Origin of the sequence: Streptomyces sp. NPDC097640, from assembly GCF_040302705.1 — a bacterium.
Classification (GTDB): Bacteria; Actinomycetota; Actinomycetes; order Streptomycetales; family Streptomycetaceae; genus Streptomyces.
This window is the reverse complement of the sequence record NZ_JBEOSB010000014.1, coordinates 151,137-167,557: the sequence shown is the minus strand read 5'-3', so window position 1 is coordinate 167,557 and position 16,421 is coordinate 151,137. Positions and strand designations below refer to the sequence as shown.

Here is a 16,421-nt window from a genome sequence, read left to right as displayed (position 1 = left end):
GGTATGACCGTGTTGGAGAGCGCGCCGGTGAAGGTGCAGGCATGCGCGGGGACGGTCGGCCACCCCCGGCCCACCGGACAGGACCGCTACACGATCAGTGAGGTCGTCGCCCACACCGGGCTGACGGCGCACACCCTGCGCTGGTACGAGCGGATAGGGCTGATGCCGCATGTGGACCGCACCCACACCGGCCAGCGCCGCTTCAGCAACAAGGACCTGGACTGGCTCAGCCTCGTCGGCAAGCTCCGGCTGACCGGGATGCCGGTCGCGGACATGGTCCGCTACGCCGAGCTGGTGCGCGAGGGCGAGCACACTTTCGGCGAGCGGGAGGAGCTGCTGACCGCGCACCGGGAGAGCGTGCGGCAGCGAATCGCCGAGCTCCAGGACACCCTGCATGTCCTCGACTTCAAGATCGACATCTATGCCGACGCGCGCCGGGTCTCGGAGCGGGTCTGAAAGCCGCGAGTAATGAATTTCCGGAACTCGCCGGAAAAGCATTGCAGAGCGGACATGGCGCCCGTGGCGCTTTTGTCTTTTTGTGTCGCAGGCCACTGTTCGCCTTGTGTGCTGCCCCTCGTCGCCGGGGTTATTCAACGAATAGCAAAAATATCTACCGCTCGGGATCGCCGCCGCACTAAGATCGCCGACATGTTTATTCGTCGGATGTTACGAGCAACTGTCGGCCTCGCAGTTGTGGCCGGAGTCGCCCTCACCGGGACCGTCGAAGCCGGTGCCAAGACGGCGCAGGACTCGGAGAGACGGTCGTCGGCCGATGGGCAGTTGCTCTATTACAACCACTCCTATGGCGTGGTCGACCGCGAGACGGCCGACGCCGTCGAGAATTCGGACTTTTTGCGGGACTTCGCCAATTTCGAGGTCCGTACCACGAGCAGCGGTAACCTCACCTGGAAGGGCCGTTACCTCTACGGCGGCCAGACCTACATCGAGCTGTTCGGGACCGGCGACCTGCCGGGCCAGGACGGCAACTTCGGCTCCACCTCGGTCGCGTACTCGTCCGAGCACGACGGCGACCTGGCGAAGGTGAGCCAGAAGCTGCGGGACAAGGGCTTCGACAAGCTGGACGAATTCCTCCAGCAGCGTAACTTCGGCGACGGCGTCCTGGTGCCGTGGTTCGACGGCGTCCAGTTCCCCGTCGCCGACTATCCCTATGACGCCTTCGGCGCGTGGGCGATGGAGTACCGGGAGGAGTACTTCGACGACCCGCGCAGCAAGACCGGTCCGGCGGCCTACCCCGGTGACATAACCCGTCAGCGCTATCTGCCGGACACCTACAAGGACCACCAGATGCGGGACCTGACCCGTATCCGCTTCGCCGTCACCGAACTCGACCTCAACACGCAGCTGCCGCTGTTCGAGGCCGGCGGGCTGGACGTCAAGAAGGTCCCGGGCGGTGCCATCGTCAAGGACGGCCTGACCACGATCCAGTACGACGTGGTTTCGGCCGACAAGGTGGGTCTCAAGCAGATCCAGATGTCGCTCAACGCGTCGGTGGACGACCGGCACGAGGAGCGGATCGGCAACTCGACCCTCGTCGTGGGCCCCGGCGACCGCGCCGTCTGGACCTTCGACAAGCCGTAACAACGCACGACAGCACAGCGCGACGCCGGTCTGGACCCATGCAGACCGGCGTCGCCGCGTTACGCCAGGCCGTGGCGGCAGTCGCGGTCGTAGCCCGTGCCCTCCGCGCAGTGGACCGCTGTGAAGTGGCCGAGGGCGATCCGCGCGAAGTTGCGGAGCGACTCCGTGCCGGGGGCGAGGTAGCCCGTGTGGCCGTGGGCCCGGTCCGCGGAGAGCACACGCGCGCCGAAGGACGGGTCGGTCGGGTCCTGGCCGTGGCCCAGGCCCAGGAAGTCGAAGCCGGTGACCCGCCGGACCCAGTCGGAGCTGTCGCGGGTGGCCCAGACCCGGGCGGCCGGGCCCAGCTCCGCGGCGTCGTCGGCGCGAACGCCGGGGCTGCCGAACACCACCAGGTCGGAGATCTCGGCGCGGCCGAGGCCGGAGGCGGCCAGCCCGCACACCACCGAGCCGTAGCTGTGGCAGAAGACGGCCGGCGGGGCCTGCGCCGACTCGCCCGCGGTCGCGGCGAGACCGGCGAGGAAGCGGTCGAGGCGGGGCACGCCCGCCTTCGCGAGGCGGCCGGTGGCGGCGTCCGGGCCGAGGCCGAGCGGGGTGGTGTAGCCGACCCAGACCACGACGGCCGTACGGACCCCGGGCGCCTCCCGGGCCATCTCCGCGCGCAGCGACCTGGCCATGCCGGCCGCGGAGCCGTACGGGTGGTGGTCCGTACGGTCGAAGTTCCCCAGGTCGGTGTCGGAGCCGGGGACGAGGACCGCGGTGCGCTGAGCGGTCGTCAGGTCCCCGTACACCTCGGCCACCTGGCCCCGGCCGCGCGGGTCGAAGGCCAGGATCCGGCGGCCGGGCGCGAGGAGCCCGGTGTAGCGCTCGACGAGGGGGCTCTCGGGGTCGGCGGCCCGCTCCTTGGTGCGCTCCGCCCTGATCGCGAGGGCGTTGGCGGTGTAGCGCAGCGCCACGGGCGCGCCGTCGAGATTGCCGACGACCAGCGGGTGACGGAGCGCCAGGGTCCGCTGCTGGGCCGCGGCGAGCCCGGCGAAGAACCGGGCGATCTCGGCGGGGGAGGCGGTGGCCGGGTCGGGCAGCCGGCCGGCGGCGCCGGGGCCCAGGGAGTGGTCCGCGCGCCAGGCGGCCGTGCCGGGCGGCGGTCCGGTGACGGCCTGCTGCTCATGGGCCACGGTCCAGCCGGCGGTGCCCGCCATGACGGTGACCACGAGCGCGGCGGTGATCAGGCTGCGGGCCCGGTGCCTGCCGACCGATGTGTGCGACATGGTCGCGTCCCCCTCTGTCCATTCGATGGCGGAGGGAAACGTAGGAAGGCGGTGGGTGGCGAAACGTCACACCCCGGAGCCAACTCCCGGGTCATACCTGGGTAGGGGGGGTAGCCCCTACCCGGGGTGATGCGCGGGTGGCGGGCTATTGACGCGACGGGCTATTGACCGGGCGTCACCAGGCCCGACTCATACGCGAAGATGACCGCTTGGGCGCGGTCGCGCAGCCCCAGCTTGGCGAGCACCCGGCCGATGTGCGTCTTGACGGTCTGTTCGGCGAGCACCAGCGACTCGGCTATCTCCTGGTTGGACAGCCCGCGCGCGATCAGTTCCAGCACCTCGGTCTCGCGCGGGGTGAGCCCGCTGCGCCGCGTGGCGAGGTTCTTGCGCGGCGCGGGCCGCTGCCGGGCGAAGTCGGCGATGAGGCGGCGGGTGACGGAGGGGGCGAGCAGCGCCTCCCCGGCGGCCACGACCCGTACCGCCGAGATCAGATCGGCGGGCGGGGCGTCCTTGAGCAGAAAGCCGCTGGCGCCCGCGCGCAGCGCCTCGTACACATAGTCGTCGACGTCGAAGGTGGTGAGCATCAGCACCTTCGGGCGGTGGACGACGCCGGCCGGCGGGTCGAGTATCCGACGGGCCGCCTCCAGGCCGTCCATCTCGGGCATCCGGACGTCCATGAGGACGACGTCCGGGTGGGTGCTGCGGCTGACGTCGACCCCCTGCTTCCCGTCGGGGGCCTCGCCGACCACGTCGATGTCGCTCTGCGCGGAGAGCAGCGCGGCGAAGCCCGCCCGCACCATGGCCTGGTCGTCGACGATGATCACCCGGATGGTCATGGGGCGAGTGGTTCCCTTCCCGCGCTCGCTGCGCCTGCTGTGCTCTCTGTGGTTTCCATGGCTTCCGGGGCCGCGCCGTCGGCGCCGTCGGCGGGGTTTTCCGCGGGCTGTGCCACCTCGACGAGCGGGAGCCGCGCCGCCAGGCGGAAGCCGCCGTCGGGCAGCGGGCCGGTGTCCAGCGTGCCGCCGACCAGGCGGACGCGTTCGCGCATGCCGACCAGGCCATGGCCGGTGCCGGTGGTCTCCAGGGGCGGTCCCGGCGCGCCGCTCGCCGGGCCGTTGACGACCAGCACGGTCAGCCCCGTACGGTCCGCGGAGGTCAGGATCGACACGTTCGTCGGGGCGCCCGGCGCGTGCCGCACCACATTGGCGAGGGCCTCCTGCACGATCCGGTACGCCGACAGATCCACCGCCTGCGGCAGCGGCCCGAGCGCGGCCACGTCCTTCGCGATCGACAGCGTGGTGGGGATCCCCGCCCGTACGGTCGCCTCGACCAGCTGCGGCACCCGGTCAAGACCGGGCTGCGGCGCGCGCTCCCCGCGCGCGTCCTCGCTGCGCAACACGCCCAGCAGCCGCCGCATCTCGGCGAGCGACTCGCGGGCGGTGGCCGCGATGGTGCCGAACTCCCGCTCCGCCTCGGGCGGCAGGCCGCCGATCCGGTACGGGGCGCTGTCCGCCTGCACCGTGATCACCGACATGTGGTGCGCCACCACGTCGTGCAGCTCGCGCGCGATCCGGGCGCGCTCCTCCAGCAGGGTGCGCCGGGCCCGCTCCGCCTCGCTGATCGTCTCCTGCTCGGCCAGCCGCCGCTGTGCGTCCCCGCGCTCGCGCAGCGCGCCGCCGACCAGCAGCACCACGCCGCCGAGCACGAACATCAGCACATTGGAGCCGTCGCTGTACCGCGCGCCGGGAATCCCCAGGACCACGCCCACGCCGCCGGTGACCAGCCAGACCGCCATCAGGGTGTGGCGGGGCTCGCGCAGCGCGAGGAAGAGGAGGAGGAAGAGATAGCCGATGATGTTGGGCGGCTGCCACGGCCAGCTCCGCTGGGGGAGGTCGGCGTAGCCCAACACCGCCAGCGAGCCGACGGTGTCGGCGATGAAGGCGATCCACCAGGCGGGCAGCGGGCGGGTGACGGCCAGCAGCAGCGGCGCGGCCTGGGCGGCGGCCAGCACGCTGGCCAGCCCGCCGTTCAGGCCGTAGTCCCTGGTGAGGAGCTGGGCGGTGGTCGGGATCAGGATGATGGTGAGCAGCCCCGCGACCGCGTACGGCAGCCGCCGCAGCCAGCGCCTGGGCGACCGCGCGAGCAGCGGGGTCGCCGGGTACGAGGGCGTCACGAGCGCCCGGGCGAGGCCGGACAGGTGCCGCCGGGTGACCGACAGCAGGCTCTCGTGCGCGGCGGCGGACGGCGTGGGGGCGGGCGAGGGCTGGGACATGGCGGCTACAGCGTAGGGGGGACGGCGCGCCCGGACGTCATACCGGGGTATCAGGTCCGGGGCCCGCGCCGGAGACTTTGGCCGTGCCTACAGCTCCGCCAGCAGTTCGGCCTTCTTCGAGCTGAACTCGTCGTCCGTCAGCAGGCCCGCCGTGTGCAGCTCGCCGAGGTGGCGGATGCGGTCCGCGATGTCGGCGGGGTCGCGGCGGCCGGGCCGGGCCGTCGCGCGGGTGAGGCCCGAGGCCGGGTCCGGGGTGGCGGCCTGGACGGCCTCCAGCACCGCCGCGGCGAACGGCAGCGACTCATGGACCAGCCCGTAGCCGAGGCCGAAGACGACCGCGGCCGGGTCGTGGTCGGGCCGCGTCGCGACCGCGGGACCTTCCGAACCCATCGCACCCGCCGTACCCATCGCACCCGCCGCACCCGTGCCGGCGCCGGCACGCGCGCCCGCCCGTGCCCCCGTACGCGCCGCGCCGCCGCCGGGCGCGGCCGGGCGCCCGTCCTCCGCGCCGCGCTCCAGCAGCCGCAGATAGCCGCTGCGCCCCTGCTTGGGGGAGCCGCCGCCGGTCCCCTTGGACTCCGGCGAGCGCCATTCGACGCCCGACAGGTCGTCGATCCGGAAGCGCTGGTCCCCGACCTTCCACTTCGCCGAGGAGGCGCCGGTCCAGAACCAGCGGAAGGAGACGGCCTTGCCGTCGAAGGACGCCTTGCCGTCGTACGCCTTGAACGACAGCGGCGGCGCGGGCGCGGCGACCAGATAGGACTCGGCGGGGGTGGCGGCCGCGGGGCCGAGGGCGGCGCGTATCTCCTCGGCGTAGTACTCCGCGAGCGTGCCGCGCTCGGCGGGCAGCACCAGGCGGTACGGGTCGCCCCCGTCCTTGAGCTGGCCGTCGGCGGCGTCCATCAAGGGGTCGGCGCCGGGTCTGGGCACGGCGCGCAGCACTACGGTCCCCCGCTTGCCGGGGGTGACCTCCACCGCGGACAGCGCCTCGTAAGGGACGCGACGCTCGCCGAGCGCCTGAAGCAGCTTCGGCGTACGAATCCCCCGTTCGAAGCGGATGAGCACGGAGTCGGTGTCGAACTCCCAGACGGTCTGAAAACCGGCCAGCACATCACCCATGCGGCTCATCGTATGCGGCGGGGGCCCGCCCGTCCCCCCTCGGAGGTTACGCGCGTCAAATCAATTTGCGCCGTCAGCTAATTTTCAGCCGTCAGCTCAAGTTCCAGCCGTCAGCTGGGGCCGTGTGGGCAGTCGGATGGGGCGGTTCGGGCCGTCAGTTGGGGCGGTCAGCTCAGGCCGGTCCGGCAGCTGTCGCCGTCCGCGCAGCTCACGGACCGGAGGGAGCCGACCCCCACCCGGGCGAAGTTGTCCAGGCTGGCGGTGCCCGGCACGAAGTACCCGGCGTGCCCCTGCGCCCCGCCGGCGGACAGGACACGGGCGCCGAAGCCGGAGGAGACCGGGTCCGCGCCGTGTCCGAGCCCGCCGAGCTCCACGTGCGGGATGTCCTGAATCCAGTCGCCGGAGTCGCGCATGGCCCACACCCGGGCGCTGGTGCCCAGGTCGGAGGCATGATCGGCGCGCATCCCGGGGCTGCCGGCGACCGCGATGTCGGTGACCTTGGGCGCCAGGTCGCGGGCGGCCACCCCGCACACCACCGATCCGTAGCTGTGGCACATCAGCGAGACGCGGGTCAGCTCGGGCAGGCCGTTGACCAGCGCGCGCAGCCGCAGGGCGCCCTGGGCGGCGAGCCTGCCGGTGGCCGCGTCCATGCCGATGCCGCTGGGGGAGGTGTAGTCGGCCCAGGCGATGACGGCGTTCTTCCCGCGGGGGTCGACCACCCGCTCGGCGTTGTAGAGGGCGCGCCCCATGCCGGCCACCGCGCTGTAGGCGCGCCCGGGCTTCTCGAAGCTCAGGATGTCGGTGTCCACGCCGGGCACCACCACCGAGACGCGCCCGGCGTGTTCCAGGTCGCCAAAGACCTCGGCGACGCGCCCGGAGCCGGTGGGGTCGAAGGCGAGGATCTGCCGCCCGCCGCTCAGCAGCTCCTCGTAGCGGTGCATCCGGCGCCCCGCGTCCTGCCGCCCGAGCGGGGTGAGCCCGCCGTCGTGCATCCGCTTGCGCTCGGCGTCGCGGGCCTTGGCGAGGGCGATCCGGTTGGCGCGGTAGCGCAGCTCCACCGGCGCGCCGTTCATATTGCCGACGACCAGCGGGTAGCGGCGGGCCAGGCGATCGCGCTGGGCCGCGGTGAGCGAGTCCAGGAAGCGGGCGAGGCGGCGCGGCGGGCCGGAGGGGTCGGGCAGGGCGCGGCCGCCCAGGCTGCCTCCCCCGGCTACCGCCGGGAGGTGCCCCTTGCGCCAGGCGGCCAGCTCCGCGGCCAGCGGGCCGCCGGACCCTGGCTGGTTCCGCATGGCCGTCCAGCCGGTGGTGGAGAGCAGGACGAACACCACCGCCAGGGCGAGGAGTGCTCGCCAGGCGGTGGAGCCGGGGGAGGGGGAGCCGAGCTCAGAGAAGGAAGTCACCGCGGGACACCCTAGGAGAAACGTGGTGGTGGCTGCCAAATGCCGTGACACTTCTCACGTTTGAGGAGAATCCGGGCGGATCGTTTTGTCTGATTTATTCAGCCTTTGGGGTTATCTGTCCCATGGTTCGGCCAGAGCCGCCCCGAGGTGGTCGAGATGGAAGAGGGTGAGGTCCCGCAGCGACTCCATGCTGGTGCCCTCGCCCTCGTTCCACAGCTGGCCGGCCACCCGGATCGCCCCGCCGAACGCCGCGACCACCAGGCGCGGCCGCGGGTCCGCGTCGAAGTCCAGCCCCTCGCGGCGGGCGATCTCCCGGGCCAGCCGGTCCTCCAGCTCGGCGGTCCGGCGCAGATGGACGGCCAGCAGGGCGGGGGTCGACTCGATCACGCAGTACATGCGCATATGGAGGTCCTGCGGGACCAGCTCGGCGATGATCTCGCCGGCGGCGCTCCAGGAGGTCTGGACGGCGCCCCGCAGCGCGGTGAGCGGCGCCTCCTCGGCGGGCCGGCCGGCCAGGGCGTCGAAGAAGTGACGTTCCGCCACGTCCTGGGTGGCGAAGGCGACTTCCTCCTTGTTGGCGAAGTACCGGAAGAACGTGCGCTGGGAGACGTCGACCGCGTCCGCGATCTCGTCGACCGTCGTGTGGTCGTATCCGTTCCGGGTGAACAGCTCCAGGGCGGAGCGCACCAGGGCGGCCCGTGTGCGTCGCTTCTTGCGTTCCCGGAGTCCCGCCGGTGGTGGCGCCACCGCCTGGTCCGTTGTCACCTGTCGGCTCTCTTTCTGGCGCGATCGGGCTGCTCACCCTACCTGCGGGGAACCTGGCAGTTACCGAATCATGAACTTGTTTGTCAATTGTCAGCGGCTGACACTAGCCTCCGAACATGACGTCTGAGACCACCGTCGCCCACGCGGCGCCGGAACCTCCCATACCCGATCCCCCGAAGGGGCTGCGGGGGCACCCGTGGCTGACGCTGCTGACGATCGCCGTCGGCGTGACGATGGTCGCCCTCGACGGCACGATCGTCGCGATAGCCAACCCCGCCATCGCCGAAGACCTCGACGCCTCGCTCGCCGACGCCCAATGGATCACCAACGGCTATCTGCTCGCCCTCGCCGTCTCGCTGATCACGGCCGGCAAGCTCGGTGACCGCTTCGGCCACCGCCAGACCTTCCTCGTCGGCGTCGTCGGCTTCGCCGCCTCCTCGGCCGCCATTGCCCTGTCCGGCAGCGTGACCCTGCTGGTGGTCTTCCGCGTGCTCCAGGGCCTGTTCGGCGCCCTGTTGATGCCCGCGGCGCTCGGCCTGCTGCGCGCCACCTTCCCGGCCGAGAAGCTCAACATGGCCATCGGCATCTGGGGCATGGTGATCGGCGCGTCCACCGCGGGCGGACCGATCGTCGGTGGTCTGCTCGTCGAGCACGTCAACTGGCAGTCCGTCTTCTACATCAACGTGCCTGTCGGCGTCCTCGCCCTCGCCCTCGGACTGGCGATCCTGAAGGATCACCGCGCCGAGAACGCCCCCAAGTCCTTCGACATCCCCGGCATCGCGCTGCTGTCCGGCGCGATGTTCTGCCTGATCTGGGCCGTGATCAAGGCCGGCGAATGGCAGTGGGGCGACTCCCGGACGCTGCTGTTCCTCGGGCTCGCCGTGGTCTGCTTCGCGGCCTTCGCGTTCTGGGAGACCCGCAGCAGCGAGCCGCTGCTGCCGCTGCGCATGTTCCGCTCCGTCCCGCTGTCCGCCGGCACCGTGCTGATGGTGCTGATGGCCTTCGGGTTCATGGGCGGGCTCTTCTTCGTCACCTTCTACCTTCAGAACGTGCACGGCATGAGCCCGGTCGACAGCGGGCTGCACCTGCTGCCGCTGACCGCCATGATGATCGTGGCCTCACCGCTGGCCGGGCTGCTGATCACCAAGCTCGGGCCGCGGATTCCGCTGGTGGTCGCCATGCTGCTCACCTCCGCGGCGATGTTCGGCGCCTCCACCCTCGACGTGGACTCCTCCACCTTCGAGACATCCCTGTGGTTCGGCCTCCTCGGCCTCGGCCTCGCCCCGGTGATGGTCGGCGCCACCGAGGTGATCGTCGGCAACGCGCCGCTCGAGCTCTCCGGCGTCGCCGGCGGTCTCCAGCAGGCGTCCATGCAGGTCGGCGGCAGCATCGGCACCGCCGCGCTCGGCGCGGTCATGGCCGCCAAGGTCGACGACGACCTGCCCGGCTCCTGGCAGCGCGCCGGACTGCCGCCGCTGTCCGGGAAGGATCTGGACCAGGCGTCCCAGGCGGTCGAGGTGGGCAAGGCCCCGCTCGCCCCGGGCACTCCGCCGGAGCTCGTCGGGAAGATCACCGGCGTGGCTCATGACACCTTCGTGTCGGGGATGGGCGTCGCCTTCACCGTCGCGGGCGTCGTCTCGCTCCTGGCGGCCGTGGTGGCGGCGTTCACCAAGCGCGGCGAGAACGCGGAGGCGGGCGCGGGAGCGGCCCACATCTGACCGCACACGGCAGGACAAAGCGCCGGGCAGGCCGCACTCGGCCTGCCCGGCGCCCCTTTTTTTCGTGGCTCGGTTTTCCCCCAGCTACCGCTGGTGGGGGTCCCCCCAGCGGTAGCTGGGGGCGCCCCCAGGGGCGCTACAGCCCCTGTCGACGGTCGACCACGCGGCGGTAGCCGGCTGTATCGATAGCGGCTCCGCCGCGTGGCGATCGCAGCCTCGGCCCTTCCGCGCGGCGGAGCCGCATATCGATTGCAGCCTCAGGGCCTCCGCGCGCTCTCCCTTTCACAGTGACATCAGCGCCTCCGGCGCGGGCGGCCGCGCCCCTTCGGCTCACTCGCCGGGTCACCGCGGTCCCGTTACGCGTCGCCCCCGGCGGCGCCCGGGTGGGCGGCGGCCACGTCGAGCAGCTGGTAGCGGTCGATCGCCTGCTTCAGCACCGAGCGGTCGATCCTGCCCTCCTTGGCGAGCTCGGTGAGCACCGCGAGGACGATCGACTGCGCGTCGATGTGGAAGAACCGGCGCGCCGCCCCGCGGGTGTCCGCGAAGCCGAAGCCGTCGGCGCCCAGCGACTGGTACGTGCCGGGCACCCAGCGCGCGATCTGGTCCGGAACGGCCCGCATCCAGTCGGACACGGCCACCTTCGGGCCCTCCGCGTCGGCCAGCTTCCGCGTCACATACGGGACGCGCTGCTCCTCCTCGGGGTGGAGCAGGTTGTGCTCCTCCGCCTCGACCGCGTCGCGCCGCAGCTCGTTCCAGGAGGTCGCCGACCACACATCGGCCTTCACATCCCACTCGTCGGCCAGGACGCGCTGCGCCTCCAGCGCCCACGGCACCGCGACGCCCGAGGCGAGGATCTGCGCCGGGATGGCGCCCTTCTCGCCCCGCTGGTAGCGGTAGAGGCCCTTGAGGATGCCCTCGCCGTCCACGTCGGCGGGCTCGGCCGGGTGCCGGATCGGCTCGTTGTAGACGGTGAGGTAGTAGAAGACGTCCTCACTGTTCTCGCCGTACATCCGGCGCAGACCGTCCTGCACGATGTGGGCGATCTCGAAGCCGAACGCCGGGTCGTACGCGACGACGGCCGGGTTGGTCGAGGCCAGCAGCTGCGAGTGGCCGTCCGCGTGCTGGAGACCCTCACCGGTCAGGGTCGTACGGCCGGCGGTCGCGCCCAGCACAAAGCCGCGCGAGAGCTGGTCGGCCATCTGCCAGAACTGGTCGCCGGTGCGCTGGAAGCCGAACATCGAGTAGAAGACGTACACCGGGATCAGCGGCTCGCCGTGGGTGGCGTACGCCGAGCCCGCGGCGATCAGCGAGGCCGTACAGCCCGCCTCGGAGATGCCGTCGTGCAGCATCTGCCCGGTCGGCGTCTCCTTGTAGGCCAGCAGCAGCTCGCGGTCGACCGACTCGTAGGTCTGGCCCAGCGGGGAGTAGATCTTCGCCGACGGGAACAGCGAGTCCATACCGAAGGTGCGGTACTCGTCGGGCGCGATCGGCACAAACCGCTTGCCGATCTCCTTGTCCCGCATCAGGTCCTTCAGCAGCCGCACGAACGCCATGGTGGTGGCGATCTGCTGCTGACCGCTGCCCTTCTTGGTGGAGGCGTACGTCTTGTCGCCCGGCAGCTGAAGCGGCTTGGCCCGCACCAGCCGGGTCGGCACATACCCGCCCAGCGACTTGCGCCGGTCGTGCATGTACTGGATCTCCTCCGAGTCCCGGCCCGGGTGGTAGTACGGCGGCAGGCCGGACTCCAGCTCCTTGTCGGGGATCGGCAGGTGCAGCCGGTCGCGGAAGCGCTTGAGGTCGTCGACCGTCAGCTTCTTCATCTGGTGGGTCGCGTTGCGGCCCTCGAAGTTCGGGCCGAGCGTCCAGCCCTTGACCGTCTGGGCCAGGATCACCGTCGGCTGGCCCTTGTGGGCCTTGGCCGCCGCGTACGCCGCGTAGATCTTGCGGTGGTCGTGGCCGCCGCGGCCCAGGTGCAGGATCTGGTCGTCGGTCATGTGCTCGACCATGTTGCGCAGCCGCTGGTCGTCGCCGAAGAAGTGGTCGCGGATGTACGAGCCGGTCTCGGTGGCGTACGTCTGGAACTGGCCGTCGGGCGTGGTGTTCAGCTTGTTGACCAGGATGCCGTCGCGGTCCTGCGCGAGCAGCGGGTCCCAGGTGCGGTCCCACACCAGCTTGATCACATTCCAGCCGGCGCCGCGGAACTGCGACTCCAGCTCCTGGATGATCTTGCCGTTGCCGCGCACCGGGCCGTCGAGGCGCTGGAGGTTGCAGTTGACGACGAAGGTCAGGTTGTCCAGGCCCTCGCGGGCGGCCAGGGAGAGCTGGCCGAGCGACTCCGGCTCGTCCATCTCGCCGTCGCCCAGGAACGCCCACACATGCGAGGCGGAGGTGTCGGCGATGCCGCGCGCCTCCATGTAGCGGTTCATCCGCGCCTGGTAGATCGCCCCGAGCGGGCCGAGGCCCATGGAGACCGTCGGGAACTCCCAGAAGTCCGGCATCGACCGCGGGTGCGGGTAGCTGGACAGGCCGTGGCCGGCCTTCGACTTCTCCTGGCGGAAGGCGTCCAGGTGCTGCTCGTTCAGCCGGTCCAGGAGGAAGGCGCGGGCGTAGATGCCGGGCGAGGCATGGCCCTGGAAGAAGATCTGGTCGCCGCCGTCGCCGCCGTCCTTGCCGCGGAAGAAGTGGTTGAAGCCCACGTCGTACAGCGAGGCAGAGGAGGCGAAGGTGGCGATGTGGCCGCCGACGCCGATGCCCGGACGCTGGGCCCGGGAGACCATCACCGCCGCGTTCCAACGGGTCGCGTTCAGGACCTTCCGCTCGATCTCCTCGTTGCCGGGGAAGAACGGCTCGTCCTTGGTGGCGATGGTGTTGACGTAGTCCGTGCTGCGCATCTCGGGCACCGCGACGCGCTTCTCGCGGGCGCGCTCGATCAGGCGGAGCATGAGGTAGCGGGCACGTTCCCGGCCTCGCTCATCGACGGCTGCGTCGAGCGAGTCGAGCCACTCCTGGGTCTCTTCAGGATCGAAGTCCGGGACCTGGCTGGGAAGGCCGCCAATGATGATCGGGTTGCGATCGGATCCGGAAGCCACGCTATTCCTTCGCTTTTCGGTCGTGCTGTGCACGCAATGGATTCGTGCTCTGCTGGTGTCGCGCCGATCTCCATCGTGTACCTCGGGTAGGGGATACGTCACCTCTACCGAGTGGTAACCATCACGTGGTGAGACGTACGCTGCGCGGGCGTCGGGGTGCGACGGCCAAATCGCAACCATACGCGCACCCCGGACGGGGTTCGCGTACGCCCGTTCGGCCCTGGGGCGTGTACTCGGCGTATCGTGACGATACGCTCGGGTAATCCGGGTGTATTGGAGTGATGTGACTCACTCGCGGCTGTTCGTCCATGATGGGAGTTGCGGCGCTCCGTGCTCCGCGGCATCCCCCATACTCCGTTGAACGCCGTATGGGGTGACCCCCCACGTTTGGGCGGGATCGCTGGCCAGGTACTTGCGCGATCCGCCCGGCCCGTGTGGACTACGCCCCAAGCCCCGCGTACGCGCGTGGCGTACAGCGACTCGAGGAATGAACGCAAGATGACAGGAGGCAATCCGTGAGCGCGACCGCGGACCACGCGGAGGAGCGGACCAACCTTGCCGTGAGGCTGGGTTTCCAGCCCGATCAGGTGGTCCAGGAGATCGGCTACGACGACGATGTCGACCAGGAGCTCCGCGAGGCCATCGAGGAGATCACCGGCCAGGAGCTCGTCGACGAGGATTACGACGATGTGGCCGACGCCGTTGTGCTGTGGTTCCGAGAGGACGACGGCGACCTGACGGACGCGCTGGTGGACGCCATCGGGATGATCGACGACGGCGCACCGGTCTTGCTGCTGACCCCCAAGACCGGCCGTGACGGCTATGTCGAGCCGAGCGACATCAACGAGGCCGCGACCACCGCCGGCCTGTCCACGACCAAGAGCATCAACGCGGGCAAGGACTGGACGGGCAGCCGTCTGGTCACCCCGAAGGCCGCCAAGTCCGGCAAGCGCTGAAGCGGCCCCGCGGGGCCGTCGGCGCACGGCCCCGCGACACCCTGCCGAGAGCCCCCCTCCGCACAGTTCGGAGGGGGGCTCTGCGCGTAGGGTGTATCCGGTCAACCAGCCAATCCAGCCAATCCAGCCAATCCAGCCAGTCCGGCTGGCGGCCCGGCTGTCAGTCCAGCTGCCAATGATCCAGGGAAGGGATGCCACCCATGGCGATAGAGGTCGGTGCGAAGGCCCCCGATTTTGAGCTGAAGAACCAGCACGGGGAGTCGGTCCGGCTCTCCGACTTCCGGGGTGAGAAGAACGTCGTCCTCCTCTTCTACCCCTTCGCCTTCACCGGCGTGTGCACCGGTGAGCTGTGCGCCCTCCGCGACGAGCTGCCGAAGTTCGTCAACGACGAGGTGCAGCTGCTCGCCGTCTCCAACGACTCGCCCTTCTCGCTGCGGGTCTTCGCCGAGCAGGAGGGTCTTGAGTACCCGCTGCTGTCGGACTTCTGGCCGCATGGCGAGGCCAGCCGGGCCTACGGCGTCTTCGACGAGGAGAAGGGCTGCGCGGTGCGCGGCACCTTCGTGATCGACAAGGAGGGCGTGGTCCGCTGGACCGTCGTCAACGGCCTCCCCGACGCCCGGGACCTCGAGGACTACGTGAAGGCTCTGGAAAGCCTGTAGGCCCCGAAACCCTGTACCGAGGGGAACCGCTCACTAGGATCGACGCGTTGATCCTGGTGGGATCCCCGGGCATCCCCGGCCGCGTCCGGGCGGTGCCCCTGGCACCCGGCATAGCAATGAAGGGGCACGCAGTGCTCCTGACGAATCTTTTTGGGAGGACTCGTGGGAGTCAGCCTCAGCAAGGGCGGCAACGTCTCGCTGACCAAGGAAGCCCCTAACCTGACCGCCGTCTCCGTCGGCCTGGGCTGGGACGTCCGCACCACCACCGGCACCGACTTCGACCTCGACGCCAGCGCCCTGCTGACCAACGCCGAGGGCAAGGTCGCCAGTGACCAGAACTTTGTCTTCTTCAACAACCTGAAGAGCCCCGACGGCTCGGTCGAGCACACCGGTGACAACCTCACCGGTGAGGGCGAGGGCGACGACGAGGTCATCAAGGTCAACCTCGCCGGCGTGCCGGCCGATGTCACCAAGATCGTGTTCCCGGTGTCGATCTACGACGCCGAGAACCGCCAGCAGAGTTTCGGCCAGGTCCGTAACGCGTTCATCCGCGTGGTCAACCAGGCCGACGGCAATGAGCTGGCGCGCTACGACCTGACCGAGGACGCCTCGACCGAGACCGCCATGGTCTTCGGCGAGCTGTACCGGCACGGGGCGGAGTGGAAGTTCCGGGCGATCGGCCAGGGGTACGCCTCGGGGCTGCGCGGTATCGCGCAGGACTTCGGCGTCAACGTCTGACAGGCCCGTAGCACCACCCGCGTATGTACGTCCTGCGTACGCACCGCACCGTCAGCGCGTCCGGCGCCGTGTCCCTGCATCTCGGCAGGAGCGCGGCGCCGGGCGTGCTGCTTCGTATGCGCACGGTGTGCCCCGCTCGCTGCCCGCGCTCCTCGCGCGGTCCGCGAGCCGGGCGCCTCGCGCGCTCCATACGCTTCACGCGCTCTTTGCGACACTACGGGGAGGAACCAGGAACATGGGCGTAACCCTCGCCAAGGGGGGCAATGTCTCCCTCACCAAGGCCGCGCCGAATCTCACCCAGGTCATGGTCGGCCTGGGCTGGGACGCGCGCTCGACCACCGGGGCGCCTTTCGACCTCGACGCCAGCGCGCTGCTGTGCCAGTCGGGGCGGGTGCTCGGCGACGAGTACTTCGTCTTCTACAACAATCTGAAGAGCCCCGAGGGCTCGGTCGAGCACACCGGCGACAACCTGACCGGTGAGGGCGAGGGCGACGACGAGTCGATCCTGATCGACCTCGCCAAGGTACCAGCACAGGTCGACAAGATCGTCTTCCCGGTGTCGATCTATGACGCGGAGACCAGGCGTCAGACGTTTGGGCAGGTCAACAACGCGTTCATCCGCGTGGTGAACCAGGCCGACGGCGCCGAGCTCGCTCGCTACGACCTCTCGGAGGACGCGTCGAGCGAGACGGCGATGATCTTCGGGGAGGTTTACCGCTATGGCGGTGAGTGGAAGTTCCGGGCCGTGGGGCAGGGGTACGCGTCCGGTCTCCGCGGGATCGCTCTAGACTTCGGGGTCAACGTTTCGTAAAACCGCGTAACATGCGCGGGGGAGACCTTA

The 16,421-nt window shown here is 70.4% G+C and carries 14 protein-coding genes; 7 read left to right on the top strand and 7 right to left on the bottom strand.

Going from position 1 to position 16,421, the window contains the following annotated elements:
- Nucleotides 1-3 precede the first annotated feature (3 nt).
- The gene (locus tag ABTY62_RS23240; protein ID WP_352131335.1) at nt 4-456 is read left to right on the top strand and encodes a MerR family transcriptional regulator; all 453 of its coding nucleotides are present in this window, start codon (nt 4-6) and stop codon (nt 454-456) included.
- Between the two features lie 207 nt (nt 457-663).
- A complete protein-coding gene (locus ABTY62_RS23235; RefSeq protein WP_502997502.1) occupies nt 664-1,599 on the top strand; it encodes a DUF5829 family protein in 936 nt (311 codons plus the stop codon).
- A gap of 59 nt (nt 1,600-1,658) precedes the next feature.
- On the opposite strand, the gene ABTY62_RS23230 is transcribed toward ABTY62_RS23235, so the two are convergent.
- The 6 genes from ABTY62_RS23230 to ABTY62_RS23205 form a co-directional block, all read right to left on the bottom strand.
- The gene (locus ABTY62_RS23230) at nt 1,659-2,864 is read right to left on the bottom strand and encodes an alpha/beta hydrolase (protein WP_352131333.1); all 1,206 of its coding nucleotides are present in this window, start codon (nt 2,862-2,864) and stop codon (nt 1,659-1,661) included.
- 161 nt (nt 2,865-3,025) lie between these two features.
- Nucleotides 3,026-3,700: a response regulator gene (locus ABTY62_RS23225; protein ID WP_311722757.1), complete on the bottom strand. Its 675-nt coding sequence runs from the start codon at nt 3,698-3,700 to the stop codon at nt 3,026-3,028.
- Complete coding sequence (locus tag ABTY62_RS23220; protein ID WP_352131332.1) at nt 3,697-5,136, bottom strand: sensor histidine kinase; 1,440 nt, start codon at nt 5,134-5,136, stop codon at nt 3,697-3,699. The genes ABTY62_RS23225 and ABTY62_RS23220 overlap by 4 nt, the downstream gene beginning before the upstream one ends.
- 87 nt (nt 5,137-5,223) lie before the next feature.
- Nucleotides 5,224-6,255, bottom strand: a complete 1,032-nt coding sequence (locus ABTY62_RS23215) for a DUF4429 domain-containing protein (protein WP_352131331.1) — start codon at nt 6,253-6,255, stop codon at nt 5,224-5,226.
- A gap of 167 nt (nt 6,256-6,422) precedes the next feature.
- Nucleotides 6,423-7,655, bottom strand: coding sequence for an alpha/beta hydrolase (locus ABTY62_RS23210; protein WP_352131330.1), 1,233 nt, complete (start codon nt 7,653-7,655; stop codon nt 6,423-6,425).
- 111 nt (nt 7,656-7,766) lie between these two features.
- Complete coding sequence (locus tag ABTY62_RS23205; protein ID WP_352131329.1) at nt 7,767-8,420, bottom strand: TetR family transcriptional regulator; 654 nt, start codon at nt 8,418-8,420, stop codon at nt 7,767-7,769.
- Between the two features lie 116 nt (nt 8,421-8,536).
- On the opposite strand from ABTY62_RS23205, the gene ABTY62_RS23200 reads away from it, so the two are divergent.
- Nucleotides 8,537-10,138 carry a DHA2 family efflux MFS transporter permease subunit gene (locus tag ABTY62_RS23200; RefSeq protein WP_352131328.1) on the top strand — a complete coding sequence of 534 codons (1,602 nt, stop codon included), beginning with the start codon at nt 8,537-8,539 and terminating at the stop codon, nt 10,136-10,138.
- A gap of 356 nt (nt 10,139-10,494) precedes the next feature.
- Here the strand turns inward: ABTY62_RS23200 and aceE are convergent, their stop codons facing one another.
- A complete protein-coding gene (gene aceE, locus ABTY62_RS23195; RefSeq protein ID WP_352131327.1) occupies nt 10,495-13,227 on the bottom strand; it encodes a pyruvate dehydrogenase (acetyl-transferring), homodimeric type in 2,733 nt (910 codons plus the stop codon).
- A 515-nt stretch (nt 13,228-13,742) separates the two neighbouring features.
- Here aceE and ABTY62_RS23190 point away from each other — a divergent pair.
- The 4 genes from ABTY62_RS23190 (at nt 13,743) to ABTY62_RS23175 (ending at nt 16,391) form a co-directional block, all read left to right on the top strand.
- The gene (locus ABTY62_RS23190; RefSeq protein WP_311722764.1) at nt 13,743-14,183 is read left to right on the top strand and encodes a DUF3052 domain-containing protein; all 441 of its coding nucleotides are present in this window, start codon (nt 13,743-13,745) and stop codon (nt 14,181-14,183) included.
- A 200-nt stretch (nt 14,184-14,383) separates the two neighbouring features.
- Nucleotides 14,384-14,842 carry a peroxiredoxin gene (locus ABTY62_RS23185; protein WP_352131326.1) on the top strand — a complete coding sequence of 153 codons (459 nt, stop codon included), beginning with the start codon at nt 14,384-14,386 and terminating at the stop codon, nt 14,840-14,842.
- Between the two features lie 162 nt (nt 14,843-15,004).
- Nucleotides 15,005-15,580 (top strand): TerD family protein, encoded by a 576-nt coding sequence (locus ABTY62_RS23180; protein WP_352131325.1) that lies wholly within the window; start codon nt 15,005-15,007, stop codon nt 15,578-15,580.
- A gap of 235 nt (nt 15,581-15,815) precedes the next feature.
- Nucleotides 15,816-16,391, top strand: a complete 576-nt coding sequence (locus tag ABTY62_RS23175) for a TerD family protein (RefSeq protein ID WP_352131324.1) — start codon at nt 15,816-15,818, stop codon at nt 16,389-16,391.
- Nucleotides 16,392-16,421 lie beyond the last annotated feature (30 nt).

Excerpts from the sequence above, each read along its gene's own strand:
- ABTY62_RS23240 (WP_352131335.1), top strand. The coding sequence starts at position 4 with ATGACCGTGTTGGAGAGCGCGCCGGTGAAGGTGCAGGCATGCGCGGGG.
- ABTY62_RS23235 (WP_502997502.1), top strand. The coding sequence starts at position 664 with ATGTTACGAGCAACTGTCGGCCTCGCAGTTGTGGCCGGAGTCGCCCTC.
- ABTY62_RS23230 (WP_352131333.1), bottom strand. The coding sequence starts at position 2,864 with ATGTCGCACACATCGGTCGGCAGGCACCGGGCCCGCAGCCTGATCACC.
- ABTY62_RS23225 (WP_311722757.1), bottom strand. The coding sequence starts at position 3,700 with ATGACCATCCGGGTGATCATCGTCGACGACCAGGCCATGGTGCGGGCG.
- ABTY62_RS23220 (WP_352131332.1), bottom strand. The coding sequence starts at position 5,136 with ATGTCCCAGCCCTCGCCCGCCCCCACGCCGTCCGCCGCCGCGCACGAG.
- ABTY62_RS23215 (WP_352131331.1), bottom strand. The coding sequence starts at position 6,255 with ATGGGTGATGTGCTGGCCGGTTTTCAGACCGTCTGGGAGTTCGACACC.
- ABTY62_RS23200 (WP_352131328.1), top strand. The coding sequence starts at position 8,537 with ATGACGTCTGAGACCACCGTCGCCCACGCGGCGCCGGAACCTCCCATA.
- ABTY62_RS23185 (WP_352131326.1), top strand. The coding sequence starts at position 14,384 with ATGGCGATAGAGGTCGGTGCGAAGGCCCCCGATTTTGAGCTGAAGAAC.
- ABTY62_RS23175 (WP_352131324.1), top strand. The coding sequence starts at position 15,816 with ATGGGCGTAACCCTCGCCAAGGGGGGCAATGTCTCCCTCACCAAGGCC.